We start from the raw sequence: 14,286 nt of genomic DNA on the forward strand, positions 1-14,286 counted from the left end.
CGACCCGCCAAGTGGCTCTGGTGGATTCGATGGTGAAGTTGTGGAGGTGGCAGCATGATCCATTGTCCCAACCTAACCAATGACAACCGATGCCAGGTTGCTAGCCACTTGGCCGATTGCTCCGTTCAGGCCTCGTCCAGCGGCTGCCGAGCCTGCAGCGAGTGCTCGAATCCGCAAGCAGTCAACCTCGTGACGATCGGCATGGCCATCGTTAACAAACGCCGGCGCAATCAGAGCGTCGACGAACTCAAAACACTGCTGAAGAGCTACCTGCCCAATCAGGAAGAGCCCACGACGCTGCGGATCGCGGCTTACAAGCCAGGTCCCGGCAGTGAACTTCGCAAGATGCTCGCATGGTTCGCAAGGCCAAGCGACACCTGCAAGTGTGAGACCCGCGCCGAGACCATGAATGATTGGGGCGTGGAAGGATGCCGTACGAATCTCGACACCATTATCGAATGGCTTTTGGAAGAAGCCCAACTTAGAGGATTACCCCATGGAAAGTTTACTAGAACAATCGCCAAGTCACTCGTGCTCACTGCCATCCGCCGGTTTGAACGTAAGTTCCCAGACGGTGCACCCGAGCCCAACGAAGACGATCCAGATACCGACGAAGAAGATCGTTGAACGCTGCTTCCTGATGAATCTCGATCGGCGCGATGATCGTCTGCGCGAATGGATGCAGCAAATACCGCAGCCATGGCCATTCCCAGACGTCGAGCGATTCGCAGCCATCGATGGTCGCAAGCTCTCGACGCCCGAGCAGTGGCGCGCCGGCAATGGTGCCTGGGGCTGCTACCGTTCGCACTTGCTGATCCTGGAGAAGTGCTTGCTGGAAGGCATCGATTCGTACGTGGTCTTCGAAGATGACGCAGGCTTCGTTCCCGACTTTGTGGAACATCTCAATGCATATGTTCGCGAACTTCCTGAAGACTGGGGACTAGCTTACCTCGGAGGTCAGCACCTCTACGCTGCCAAGCATCCGCCCAAGAAGATCAGCGATCGAGTCTATCGACCGTACAACGTCAATCGCACGCATGCGTTCATGGTTCGTGGTCGCGCAACGATGAAGACTCTCTATCGCCACCTCAACTGGAATGACTGGCACCTAAAGCACCACATCGATCATCACCTGGGTCGATTGATTCAGCGGCGATACGAAGCGCTGGTTCAAGGTAAGAACGTTGAGAAAGAATCGATTCCGGTTTACACACCCGATCGCTGGCTAGTTGGTCAGCTTCCAACCAAGTCCAACATCTGCGGTCGCAAGTGGACCCAAACCAGGTTCTTCAACGATGCCAAGAATGCCGACCACAGCGACGCTCCGTTCTTCGCAGTACTGGGACCGCATCGCAGTGGCACCAGCTGCGTGGCAATGGTCATGCATCATTTGGGCGTTCACATGGGCAACGAACTCGGTGGCTACGAGGCAACTGGAGGTGGCGAGGCGATTGGGCTAGCGAACCTCTGTGAAAAGGCGATGCGATTCCCAGCGATCGATCCCAAGATCCCTGACGGTCAGCTCGCCAAGCAACTCAAGGCCTGGATCGTAACTCGCAAAGCAGAAGCCATTCGCGATCGAACCGTGGCAGGTGGCAAGTATCCGCATCTCTGCCGATTCGCAAACCACCTCTACGAAGCTCTGGGCAGCTCGCTGCGAATCATCGCCGTGGATCGCCCAATCGAGGCCTCGATTCGATCCCTTCAAGATCGAAGTAGCCGACATCCAGGTCAATGGTTCGCAGCCGGCGATGACGCCTGCGACAAGCTACAGCGTTCGCTTCTGGAACATCGCGAGAAGTTCATCCAAGAGCATCCAGAAGTCCCCGTCCATCGGATCAACTTCGCCAAGCTAACGGAAGATCCTGAAACGGTGATCAATGAACTGATCGCATTCCTCGGCATTGAGCCCACTGCCGAAGAGATCGATTCGGCGATCGCACATGTGAATCCTCAGCTACGAAAGTTCGGGTGAATTCATGAATACCACGAGCCTGTTCATTCATCATCGCACCGATGCAGTGACCAATGACCATTTTGAGAGACTTAAGCGATTCTCGCGTGGATCAGTGGTTGCGATATCGTCATCGGAGCCGCTTCCAGGTGGCTTCTCAATCGATGATTGCAGCTCATCGCTTTGGCGCGATGTCGTTAACACATTTCCACATCTTCGGGCCAAAGCGACAGATCTCCTGTTAATCGACTGGTTTCGAAATCGGAGACAAGACTCGGATCGATACGCGATCTTCGAATGGGACACGCTGGTGAATGTCGAGGTCGATGGCTGGTTCAGCGACGTTGCTCGCTATCCACTCGCAGCGCCTTCAATCCGCTTGTTTCATCGGGAACCCGATTGGTTTAGGCGACATTGGAAATCGTTACCGCAAACCATCGCCCCCTTTGCCACTGGGATCGTTCCGTTTTCTTGCGTTTTGGTCTCTCACGAAGCCTTAGAACGGACATCAACAGCATACAACGAGTACTTGCCCAGTCTGCCCGATGCGACTGGTGAGCTGCGGTTTCCGACGATTGCTGCAATCTGTGGATTTAGTCCAGTGGCGATTCCCAATTCGCATACGGTGACCTGGAAGCCATTCATGCCACTGGGCTTGGCTGAGACGATTTACCATCCAGTAAAACGGAAGTTTCAAGAGCCCACGCCATGGATGCAGCCAGCCGAAATCACCGCGTTTGAATCGTTGCTTAAGCCTGACTATCACGTTCTCGAGTATGGAAGCGGACGCTCTACCTTCTGGCTCTCTGACCGAGTAGCAAAGGTCACCTCGATCGAACACGACGCAGCTTGGCTTCGCGCCAGCAGTCCCTATCCAAGCAATGTTGAGTTGCGGTATGCGCCGCCGGCATGGCCATCAGAAGCACTTGAGCCTGCGCAGCCAGGGCAATTCGATGAGTATGTGAAGTCGGCCGATGATCTGTCTCCCGACCTTGTTCTGGTCGACGGAAGGTCACGCGTGGATGTCTGCAACCGCTGGGCTACCAAGACATCAACGCTGCTCCATGACGCTCATCGACCTCGATACCGCGAGCTTAGTAAGCGAATCCTAGCTGGCAGCCTGGCCATTGTTGAGGCTTCCTTCGACACGCCAAGAAGTAAAGGAGTGCCTCAATGACACCAGTGGAAGATGTTCTCGCTAAGTTTCGACATCGTTACATCATCATCGGCTCCGGCGCACTTCGCTTGCACGGGATCGATTGGGAGGAAGGCGATCTCGACATCTGGCTCGATCCCAACCTTAGCGATGACGAGTGGCAAGCCGCGGTCGATGTGGCGGCTGGATCGCTTCGAAAACCGTGGAAGCGAGGCGAGCCTGACGGAGCCGGAGGCTTACGCGCATCGACTCGTATCGCCTGTTCGCCACCGCTAGATGTGATGCGAGAAGTCATGGGCTGTACCGCAGACGACTTTGAGAAGGCCTTTGACAATTCGCTGATCTCCTTTTACGGGAACGTCGCTCCTCTGAGCTCGATCTTGCATATCAAACGCAGCGCGAAGCGTCTCAAAGACTATCGCCATGCCATCAAACTTGCTCGCAAACTCCTTAACGCGTGGTGAAACATGGAAGCAACTGTACCCATTCAAGACATTACCTTTTGCATAAAGACCATTCATCGGCCTTGGGCCTGCCATCGACTCGTCCAGTCGCTTCGAAAGGAGTTCGGCGATCCCAAGATTGTGGTTGTCGATGATGGATTGCCCGAACATTGGTTCTCACGCAAGTATCCCGAGACCGCCAAACACTGCAAAGTGATTGATCTCCAGCAGCACGATGTGGGTGTCGGCATTGGACGCAATACAGCAATCGACGCGGCAGAAACCGAGTTCATCTTTCTGCTCGACGATGACCAGGTCGTAACGCCAGATCTGCACCTCGATCGAGTCTACCAGCGGTTCATCGAGTACGAGCTCGACATTCTGGCTGTCCGTCAGGGCGCTGGCGGCCGGCCTATGCTTTTCAGCCCACTGATGAATGGAAGCCGCATCTGGATGCATCGAGGCGAACACAAACGCATCGGTGAGACCAGTTGGTGCGACATGGTCAGCAACGCTTTCCTGGCGCGACGCGACACGATTGCCCGTGTTCGCTGGGATGACGAGATTAAAACGTACGAGCACTGGGAGTTCTTCTACCGAGCGTCCCATATTGAACATCTGCAAATCGCCGTGGCACTCGACTGCTCAGTAGTCCACGACCACGTTGCAGCTAAGCCATATGGAGCACTGCGAGCCCGACCCAAGTTCCGTCGATTGGGGCTTCGTAAACACGGCTTTGATTCACTGCGTTATCCAGGAGGAGGTATCGTTCATGCGTGATCGCGTCACATTCTGCATCAAGACCATCCATCGCCCTCAATGCTGCGCGACTCTGGTGCGTAGCATTTACGAGCATTGTGGCGATGATCGTCCGCTGATCTACGTCCTCGACGACGGCAAGACTGATCTGCGATTTTCGCAAGTCTGTCCCGACGAAGCCACATTGGTCGATAGACTCATTGAGACCGAATATGACATCGGATTGTCGGCTGGTCGCAATCGTCTCGTTGAAGCCGCGCAAACTCGGATGGTGATCTTCTCCGATGACGATCACGTCGTTGGTCCGCAGACGCGACTGAATGATCTCGTGCGCAAGTTCGAATCGAGTCGCCTCGATCTATTGGCAACGCTCAGCAAACAACCGCATCGTGCCCATCCTGATGGCGCGCCACGTTTGCTGAAGTCAGCCGGTGGCATTCTTCACATTCCACGCGGTGAGTATCGGCGCATCGGCGACATCGCCGAGTGCGCATTCGTTTGTAATTGCTTTGTAGCCTATCGCGACATTCTGCAGGCGATTCGCTGGGATGAGGAACTCAAGGTCGACGAGCACTGGGACTTTTTCTGGCGTGCCAAGGTTGCCGGCGTGAAGGTCGGTGTGGCGACGGACCATGTCTTCCCGCACATCCACGTCGATCCGCCGGCATACAAGCGGCATCGCCCCGTCTTCCTGAAACAAGCCTTGCGTAAGCACAACCTACGCAAGGTTCTCTGGCGCTAATTTCTGTTTCTTTCGTTTCCCCAACTTCTTGAAGGAGTGCTTATGACAACCACGAATCATGGACCATTTGGTCCCAACGGCGAGCGACCACCGGGTTGGCCCCCACCGCCGTTTGATCCGCCAGGTGAGCCACTTCCCTACGTTCCACCGCCAGATCCACCGGGTTCTAGCTCGGAGCCCCGGCCCGATTGGTGGCCAGAAGACTGGGTATGGCCTCCGGTGCCCGAGCCGCCGATCGAAGTGTTGGTTCCACCACCCCTGCCCAACATCATCTGGCCGCGGCTACCTCCGCATCATCCATACCATCTGCCTCCTGGCTACCACTGGCCAGACAACTTGCCACCAGGGCATCCAGGCCACGACGTGAAACCACCTAAACCACAAGGCGGAAGTGGCGACGCAGGCAGCGAAGGCTCAGGTGATGAAGCTGGTTCGAGTGATTCGGAAGGATGTTGATGATCGAGTTACCCAATCTCGAGTTCCATGCAGCACATGCGTGCAATCTTTATTGTGCGCAGTGCTCGCATTATTCCAACTTTCATGCTGGCGGAATCGTTAGTCTCGAAGAGGCTCGCGCGGACTTCGATGCATGGAAGGGCCGGCTAGCGCCCAAACGGATCGCAGTTCTCGGGGGCGAACCAACACTCAACCCAGAGTTGATTTCAATCATCGAGCTTGCAAGACAGTCGTTCCCAAACGCCGAAGGACTGTTCGTCACTAACGGATTCTTCCTGGATCGTCATCCCGACCTGCCCCGCGTTCTGATCGGCAACCGCTTCCGTATGGACGTCTCCCAACATGGACGTGCGCCGGAGTACATGAAGCGATTTCGCGTCGTCTGCCAGAAGATCCGCGAGTGGCGAGCCAGCTATCCTGATCTGCAAATCAACATTCGCAAATCCCATCGTGGCTGGCGTCAGCAGTACCGCATGGTGGATGGCAAGCCGATGCCGTTCAGCAGCGACCCGAGAGCCGCCTGGAAAATCTGCCTCCAGCGCACCTGCACCCAGCTCTATAAGCAATGCTTGTGGAAATGCCCCGCGCTCGCATACCATGCAATCATGTCCCGCAAGCTGAACCTCGCTGACGAATCCGCGTGGCAACTCTTCCGCGACTACCAAGCCTGTCCGCCAACGGCAGCAGAACAAGAAGTCCGTGACTTCCTCGCGACCAAGCAAATTCAGCAATGTCGCCTTTGCCCTGCAAAGAAGATCGCGTTCCAACACGGTGATCCGATAGCTCGATATTGAAGCACCGCCGCCATTGTCCAACATCGGCTCCCACCAGATCATCCCTATCACTTGCCACCAGGTTATCACTACCCTGACGATCTGCCCGAGGGCAATCCAGGTCACAATTACCTAGGCATGCCACCGTATCCGGTAATCGCCCCGTGCGGATGAACTCTTGGATGATTAAGTCCGAGAGCACTGAAGTCAGTAGGAAGACCTTGTGTACTGCGGCGCGTGACGATGTACGATAGTACGGCTTGAGATCAAGGGAGGTGGTGATGACGGACTGCGGATGTGAACTAGAAGGCGAAAACGATGCCCAGAGGAAGACGCTTCGTGTAGTGCTGGCGATCAATTCGGCGATGTTCTGCATCGAACTCACAGTGGGTTTGCTAGCAAGTTCCACAGGATTGATTGCTGATTCATTGGACATGCTTGCGGACGCCAGCGTCTACGCAATCAGTCTCTACGCTGTTGGTCGCGCCGAGATCATCCGCGTACACGCAGCAACTGTTAGCGGCACGCTGCAGATCGTTCTTGGTGTTGGTGTCTTACTAGAAGCAGTACGCCGATTTCTTGGCGACAGTGAGCCGCTCGGAACCGCGATGATATCCACAGGCTTCCTTGCCTTTGTCGCCAATGCGATTTGCTTAAAATTGATCAGCCGACATAAAGGCGGCGACATCAATTTTCGGGCATCTTATATCTTCTCAGCAAACGACGTCATCGCGAACATCGGCGTCATCGTTTCGGGCATCTTGGTTCTATTACTTGGGTCCCAGCTTCCCGATTTGATGATTGCCGTATTGATCGCCGGAATTGTTGTGTGTGGTGGCGTGAATATTCTGTGGGATGTCCACCGCCGCAAAGAATAAGGGCTGTAATCGCTTTTCGTTCAGTCCACGCGAGAGATGCTATTCGCGATAAGCTAACAACCGCAACGCGTTGAACACGACCACTAGCGTGCTACCTTCATGCAAGACAACGGCGGGGCCGATGTTGAGTCCAAGTATCGTGGCGGGGACAAGGAAGACGACCATGCCAAGGCTGATCCAAAGGTTCTGACGAATGATTCGTCGTGTGGCTCGGCTCAGTCCGATGGCAAGTGGCAAGTGATCGAGGTTGTCTGCCATCAGGGCGACATCGGCGGTCTCAAGAGCAACGTCACTACCTGCGGCTCCCATCGCAACACCGACGGATGCAGATGCCATGGCAGGGGCGTCGTTAACGCCGTCACCGACCATCGCCACACCGCCTTCACTTTGCAGACGCTTAATTTCGTTGACTTTATCGGCGGGCATTAAGTCGCCTCGGGCTTCATCAAGTCCGACTTCTTTCGCCACTGCATCAGCGACCTTCTGATTGTCGCCCGAAATCATAATCATTCGCTTAATGCCGAGTTCGCGAAGCCGTGCGATCGTTCGCTTCGATGCTTCTCGCGGCGTGTCCATCAATCCGACCACGCCAAGATAACGATCGCCGCGGCGAACAATCATCGTCGTGCGTCCGTTTTCTTCCAACGATTCGACTATCTCGCGAACACTGTCAGGTACCTTCGGACCATCTACTTCATTAAACAAATCATCCTTTCCGATGTGAACGACTTCACCACCGACGGTAGCTTGGATACCTCGTCCTGTGATACTTTTCAAATCAGTGGCGACTGGTATCTCTGCCAAACTACCAGGTTCTCGATCGCTTAGTCTTCTCTTGCCATCGCGAACAACTGCTTTGGCAAGCGGATGTTTACTAAGGTCTTCGACTGCGATAACGATTCGCAAAAGCTCCGATTCATCGACACCTTCTGCAGTGCGAACGTCCGTGACTTTGGGCTCACCCTCGGTCAGTGTGCCGGTTTTGTCAAAGGCGATTGCGTCGAGGCTACCGAGGCTTTCCAGTGGTCCACCACCTTTGACGAGGACTCCACCGCGAGCGGCTCGGGCAACTCCACTTAGTACCGCGCTGGGCGTGGCGATTGCCAGGGCACAGGGACTGGAAGCAACGAGGACCGCCATGGCTCGGTAGAACGATTGGCTGAATTTCTCTTCGAGGACCAGTGGCGCAAACAACAACAGCACCACACCTGCGATGACCGTTGGAACGAAGTATCGCTCAAACTGCTTCGTGAACTTCTGTGTTGGTGATACCCGCGTTTCCGCTTCGCTCACCATCGTTAAGACTCGCGCTAAAGTATTCTCCGACGTGAGCTTCGTCACTTGAACTTCGAGCGATCCGGATTGGTTGATCGTGCCCGCGAACGCACGATGTTCCGGGGGAAGTGAATCTGAATCGGACGCTGCAGCATCAATATCATCAACGGGCCGCTTGTCGACTGGCACACTTTCACCGGTGATTGGGGCTTGGTCGATGCTCGATTCGCCAGCAATCACAAACCCGTCCGCTGGAACTCTCTCGTCCGGCTTGATGATGACAATATCACCAACAACCAACTCATCGACTGCGATCTCTTGTTCGGTACCATTGCGTCTAACCCGCGCCGTTTTGGGAGCGAGTTCGGACAACGCCTCAATTGCCCGCTTGGCTCTGCCCATCGCGTAGCCTTCCAAAGCGTGACCGATGCTAAAGAGAAACAGTAGCAACGCGCCTTCCGCCCATGCCCCCAGTGCGGCCGCGCCCGCTGCAGCGACGATCATCAGAAAATCAATTTCAAACTTGCCCGCACGTATCTTCGCGAATGCCTCTGCGACCGTGTAGTAGCCACCAAAAGCGTAAGCGGAAATGTAAAGCCCAAGCGGTATCCATTCATTGAGATTAGTGAATGTTTCAATTAACCAGCCAATTAGCAGAAGTATGCCACAAAGAATCGCAAAGATAAGCTCTGTTTTTTCTCCAAACACGCCACCATGTGCATGGTCATGTCCCGTTTCGTCATGCGACCTGTGGTCTGTCGTATTGGCACCGCGAGAGTGTGAGTCTTGCTTCAACTCTTCCGTGCCTTTGGTCCAGCTACGGAGCGATTGATCTATCGTCGCTTCGTCGGTCTGCCGTCGGTCGAACTCAACTCGGATTGTGCCATCCGGGGAGACAACCGCTTCAAGTACTCCTCCGACTCGCCCCAGGTTGGCTTCGATCGCACTTGCGCGCCGGGCGTGCATTGCCTGCCCTGTCCGTAGAAGGTGCCCATAGGTTGCATCCAACGACGCGCCGCTCTTTAATGCCGCATCACGCACCTCCGAAGCGGAAACAACCGCTGGATCGAAGTGAATGCAGACAGTGCCAGGTTGGCCGGTCGGAGAGACGGAGAGATGCGCTGATCCAATGCCGCTCTTGGTTTTCAGCAATGAGATCATGCGTTCGATGCAGGCATCCGCCGAATCGATCTCACTGCCAAAAAGCAAACGAATTTCAAGCTTTAGTTTCTCCATGGTTCCTCCGATTCTTTCAAAGAGGCGGCGGGTGTGCTAGTCGCGATGAAGCAGTGCAAGGAACGCACCAAGTTGACAATGGCCCGCCGATCGCTGTTTATCACGTTTAATGCGCATGATCGTGCCCGGCGTGGTTGTGATGAATCTCACCGCGGTAGGCCTTCCCGCCGATCACGACGCTGAGCTTGGCTGCGGCATGATCGTGTTCCAACTCTTTGACCAACTCTGCGTTTTGCAACGTGAAGCGTGACGACTTGCCTGCCGGGTCATCGGCATCTGGAGTAGCTACAAGTTTGAACTGCTCAGCTTTTCCCTCGTGGACCAGATTGATGGCTATGTCAGTTGCGTCGATTGGAGTCGCTTTCGTAGCGGCAGCGTCAAGAATGTAGATGGTGACGGTCGTCTCGTCGTGCACTAGTTCAGCGTGATACTCTTCGTTGCCCAATTCGATCAGCGTCCCGTGGTGTGGGCCTTCGTTTGGATGGGCGTGTGAGTCAACTGTGGCCGGTGGAGCTGAGTCCATCACCAGAGGTGTATCGGCTTCGCTGGTTTGCATTGAGTCGTTGTTGCAACCCGCTGCAAGCACTACTGCTGCCAGTGTGCAGAAATAGAGATACTTCATGGTTCAATGATCCTTATTGAGAAAGTTGTTTGGAATTTGAGATAGCTTGCGTGGTCTAGTGCTTATGCTCCGCGACATCGAAGCCGCTCTTTTTGAGCCATGCCATGAGCTGTTCAGCAGCGGCATGGTCGGCAACGTGAACATCGCGCCAGACGGGGCTGCGATAGCGGATATCGCTGTGATTTCCATGCTTTTCAGCGGCAACTTCAACGCCTAGCCGTGTGAGCGTATCAACAAATTGCTTTTCTTGTTCGCTGCCATTGCCGTGTACGGACTTCCATTTGATCAAGCGGAACTCTACCGACTCCTTGCCTTCGGCGTATGACGCATCGACATGACCGTGAGAAACATCGAAGCCACTTCCCTTGAGCCAACCCAGCCATTGTTCAGCGAGCGCATGAGTCTTAACCTCCATGGACTTCCAATTAGGACATCGGTAGGAAAGATCGATATGTCCGGCGTGCTTACCCTGCTTAACTTCACATCCAAGCTTTGTCACCATATCGAGGTGCTGCTGGGCTTTGGCAGCGTCTTCAAAGTGCATGGTTTTCCACTCGGGAAGCACGAAAGCCAACGTCTCGCCACCATGCGCATGGTCGGCATGATCGCCGTGATTGTGGCCAGCATGAGCATCGGATTGTTGCGACCAGACGGGCGTTGAACTTAGACAGCCCAGCGAAACAATACCTGCAACGCAAACTGAAAATAATCGTTTCATCTCTTTACACTCCGTTTAAGGAATCACGACAACGTACGAGCCCTGAACACCAAGGCTCTTTTCAAAAGGGGAACACTAAGCTGCTCGAGCAACGACCTCGTCATTGAGTTCGATTTGCGTGTGTGCAGCCTTCACGGCTCGCTCGGCGGACCGAATGCCGAATAGCCAGAACAAAGCGGGGTGGACGAAGAAATCGAGCATTGTCGAACTGACAACGCCTCCGAGAATCACTGTTGCCACGGGGTAAAGTATCTCTTTCCCCGGTTCGCCGGCCGCGAGCACCAGCGGTATAAGCGCGATACCGGCGGTCAGTGCAGTCATCAGCACCGGTGCAAGTCGTTCAAGGCCCGCACGGACAATCATCTCCTTGGTAAAGCTTTCGCCTTCGAACTCCACGAGATGGATGTAGTGCTGGAGCAGAAGCACGCCGTTTCGCGACGCAATACCAGCCAGCGAAATGAAGCCAACCATCGATGCGATCGTCACTGTTTGACCGGTAAGCACCAAAGCAGCCACCGAGCCGATGAAGGCCATCGGCAATGCAGCCATGACTTGCAGTGCCAAGTTCACGGTGCGAAACAGCGTGTATAGGACGAAGAACACACCGACGAGAGAGATCGCAAACAGGATTCCAATGACACGGCTCGCGGACTGTTGGCTTTGAAATTGACCTTCGTAAGTTGGGTAATAACCAGCGGGTAAGGTCTCGATGATCGGCGCGATCGCCTTCTTAATGTCTTGCACTACATCGACGACGCCACGGTCTGCCACGTTGCATTGAATGACGACACGCCGACGCACATTCTCGCGATTCACCGTGTTGGGGCCGCCAGACTCGTAAATACGAGCGACATTACCAAGCGGTACTGTGCCACCCTCAGGCAACTGAATTGGCAGTCGCTTGAGTGCGTTGATATCCTCGCGATAGTTGTCTTGCATGCGAACGGTGAGATCGAAAGTGCGCATGCCGTCGAGAATCTCTGAGGCAACTTTGCCATTCATCGCAGTTTGGACGTACTCATTTACGTCGTTGACTTGCAAACCAAGTTGTTTGAGTTGCCCTCGATCCATCTCGACTCGCAATTGAGGAATGATGACTTGAGGTTCAATCATCAAGTCGGTCACGCCAGGCACAATTGCCATCTCAGCTTTGATTTGCTCCGCCTTTTGCCGCAGCAGATCGAGATCATCGCCATAGAGCTTCACGCCAACCTGGGCCTTTACGCCCGAGAGCATGTGAGAGATCAAGTGAGCAATTGGCTGCTCCGTGGCGGTGACGATGCCTGGGATTTGATCCATCGAGCTACGGATGCTCTGCAGTTGCTGCTCGCGAGATTGTGACGAATTCGGGTCGAGCTCAATCAAGTACTCGCTCATATTGACCCCTTCGGCATGTTCGTCCAATTCCGCGCGACCAGTGCGTCTCACGAATCGTTGAACGTCGGGTATTTCCATCAAAGCCGACTCAACCGTGCGATTGATACCTGCCGATGCGGCCAACGAGGTACCGGGGGGCAACACAACGTTTAGCTGAACAGTGCCTTCGTTGAACGGAGGCAAGAAGTCTCGTTCCAGTCGCGATAGGAATAGACCGGCTAAGACAACTAACGCAACAGTTACGCCCAAATTGAGCCACGGGAACGCTAGGCTGAAACGGATAACACGTTCGCCAATCCACTTCACGCCTCGCAGTACAAAACCATCCTTCTCGTGGCCCTTGCTGCTGATGCTCCCCAGTAGCCAATAGGAAAGCACCGGAGTCACCGTCAGCGACACCAACAAGGATGCCAGAATCGACACGATGTACGCCACGCCCAGCGGAGCAAACAGTTTGCCTTCCATGCCACCAAGTGCAAACAGAGGCAGGAACACGAGAATAACGATCATCGTGCTGAAGACGATCGATCGACGAACCTCTGCACTCGCTCGGTAGACGACTAACAGTGGATGAAGTGGGTTCGCGGCCGAGCGATTCTCTTTCAACCGTCGAAAAATGTTCTCGACATCGACAATCGCATCGTCGACTAACTCGCCCATCGCCACAGCAATGCCGCCGAGCGTCATCGTGTTGATGGAGAGACCAAACACAGCAAAGATCAATGCCGTCATCACCAGCGAAAGTGGAATTGCCGTCAGCGTGATAAAGGTCGTGCGTACATTCATCAAGAACAAGAACAAGATGATGACCACGAGGATCACACCATCTCGAAGTGCTTCTTCGACATTTTTTATCGCGCGATCGATGAACGACTTTTGCGAGTACGTCGCTTCAATACGAACTCCCGATGAGAGCGATGGTTTTAACTCCTCAAGAGCCTCCATGATGGAATCGGTAACGGCTCTCGTATCCGCGCCGGGCTGCTTGTTAACAGTTAGAACGACAGCTGGACCACCGGAGAACGCCGATTCGCCTTCAGCTTTTCGTACGAACGCCGAACTGTCACCGCGTTTGACTTGCGCGCCCTCATGAATCTCAGCGACTTGCGACAGTAGCACCGGCCGGCCATCGCGAATCGTGATCGGTATATCCTGCAGGTCGCCGACAGATTGAATTCGTCCAAGGCTGCGAACCAGGAATTCGCTGGGGCCTTGTTGGTCAAGATATCCTCCCGTCCCGTTTTCGTTGCTCTTACTAACGGCAGTTTCGACTTGTTCGAGCGTGACACCGTAACGCGTCATTGCATCAGGATTGACACGAACCTGAAACTGCTTGCGCTCGCCGCCCATGGAAAAAACCTGCGAAACCCCTGGAATCGTAAGCAGGCGTTGGCGGACGACCCAATCTGCTTCCGTACGCAATTCCATGGGGGTGACATCCGGATTGTCTGTCCACATTCCCAGCATTAGGATCTGTCCCATGATTGACGAGATCGGTGCGAGTTGTGGCTGAATGCCCGCGGGCAAGCGATCTTGTACCAACTGCATTCGTTCAGCCACGATCTGTCGGTCCGTGTAAACGTCGGTTCCATAAGCGAATTCGACGTAAATGACGGAAATGCCTACGCCAGAGGAGCTTCGGACTGCTTCCACGCCGTTGGCACCGTTGATCGCGGTTTCGATGGGAAACGTAATCAACGTTTCGACTTCTTCTGGAGCCATTCCTGGCGCTTCGGTCATGATCACGACACGAGGGCGATTTAGATCGGGGAACACATCGATAGGCATCTGAAAGATCTGCCAGGTGCCGATTCCGATTAATCCAAGTGCGATGGCAATGACTAGCAAGCGCTGATGGAGCGCGAACTTGATTAATGCATTTAACATTCGAGAGTGC

Annotated in this window: 13 protein-coding genes; 9 read left to right on the top strand and 4 right to left on the bottom strand. The window is 54.5% G+C overall.

Going from position 1 to position 14,286, the window contains the following annotated elements; all coding sequences use genetic code 11:
- The first annotated feature begins 54 nt into the window (after window positions 1-54).
- From SH451x_RS16930 to SH451x_RS16970, 9 genes are all read left to right on the top strand, one after another.
- A complete protein-coding gene (locus SH451x_RS16930; RefSeq protein WP_479358171.1) occupies window positions 55-627 on the top strand; it encodes a hypothetical protein in 573 nt (190 codons plus the stop codon).
- A gap of 13 nt (window positions 628-640) precedes the next feature.
- A complete protein-coding gene (locus SH451x_RS16935; protein ID WP_479358172.1) occupies window positions 641-1,975 on the top strand; it encodes a glycosyltransferase family 25 protein in 1,335 nt (444 codons plus the stop codon).
- 4 nt (window positions 1,976-1,979) lie between these two features.
- Entirely contained in the window at window positions 1,980-3,131 is a 1,152-nt protein-coding gene (locus SH451x_RS16940) for a hypothetical protein (RefSeq protein WP_479358173.1), read from the top strand.
- Entirely contained in the window at window positions 3,128-3,574 is a 447-nt protein-coding gene (locus SH451x_RS16945; RefSeq protein WP_146675884.1) for a hypothetical protein, read from the top strand. Before SH451x_RS16940 ends, SH451x_RS16945 begins: the two co-directional genes overlap by 4 nt.
- A gap of 3 nt (window positions 3,575-3,577) precedes the next feature.
- Window positions 3,578-4,333 carry a glycosyltransferase family 2 protein gene (locus SH451x_RS16950; RefSeq protein WP_479358174.1) on the top strand — a complete coding sequence of 252 codons (756 nt, stop codon included), beginning with the start codon at window positions 3,578-3,580 and terminating at the stop codon, window positions 4,331-4,333.
- On the top strand, window positions 4,326-5,054 hold the full coding sequence (locus SH451x_RS16955; protein WP_479358175.1) for a glycosyltransferase family 2 protein: 729 nt from the start codon (window positions 4,326-4,328) through the stop codon (window positions 5,052-5,054). The genes SH451x_RS16950 and SH451x_RS16955 overlap by 8 nt, the downstream gene beginning before the upstream one ends.
- 42 nt (window positions 5,055-5,096) lie before the next feature.
- Window positions 5,097-5,510 carry a hypothetical protein gene (locus SH451x_RS16960; protein ID WP_479358176.1) on the top strand — a complete coding sequence of 138 codons (414 nt, stop codon included), beginning with the start codon at window positions 5,097-5,099 and terminating at the stop codon, window positions 5,508-5,510.
- Window positions 5,510-6,304, top strand: a complete 795-nt coding sequence (locus SH451x_RS16965; protein WP_479358177.1) for a radical SAM protein — start codon at window positions 5,510-5,512, stop codon at window positions 6,302-6,304. Before SH451x_RS16960 ends, SH451x_RS16965 begins: the two co-directional genes overlap by 1 nt.
- 260 nt (window positions 6,305-6,564) lie before the next feature.
- Entirely contained in the window at window positions 6,565-7,161 is a 597-nt protein-coding gene (locus tag SH451x_RS16970; RefSeq protein WP_479358178.1) for a cation efflux transmembrane domain-containing protein, read from the top strand.
- Window positions 7,162-7,200: 39 nt separating this feature from the next.
- Here the strand turns inward: SH451x_RS16970 and SH451x_RS16975 are convergent, their stop codons facing one another.
- From SH451x_RS16975 to SH451x_RS16990, 4 genes are all read right to left on the bottom strand, one after another.
- Window positions 7,201-9,672 carry a heavy metal translocating P-type ATPase gene (locus SH451x_RS16975; protein WP_479358179.1) on the bottom strand — a complete coding sequence of 824 codons (2,472 nt, stop codon included), beginning with the start codon at window positions 9,670-9,672 and terminating at the stop codon, window positions 7,201-7,203.
- A 106-nt stretch (window positions 9,673-9,778) separates the two neighbouring features.
- Complete coding sequence (locus SH451x_RS16980) at window positions 9,779-10,294, bottom strand: hypothetical protein (protein WP_479358180.1); 516 nt, start codon at window positions 10,292-10,294, stop codon at window positions 9,779-9,781.
- A 55-nt stretch (window positions 10,295-10,349) separates the two neighbouring features.
- Window positions 10,350-11,012: a hypothetical protein gene (locus tag SH451x_RS16985; RefSeq protein ID WP_479358181.1), complete on the bottom strand. Its 663-nt coding sequence runs from the start codon at window positions 11,010-11,012 to the stop codon at window positions 10,350-10,352.
- Window positions 11,013-11,087: 75 nt separating this feature from the next.
- Window positions 11,088-14,276, bottom strand: a complete 3,189-nt coding sequence (locus SH451x_RS16990) for an efflux RND transporter permease subunit (RefSeq protein ID WP_479358182.1) — start codon at window positions 14,274-14,276, stop codon at window positions 11,088-11,090.
- Window positions 14,277-14,286: the final 10 nt, after the last annotated feature.

This window comes from Njordella aestuarii (assembly GCF_056494165.1).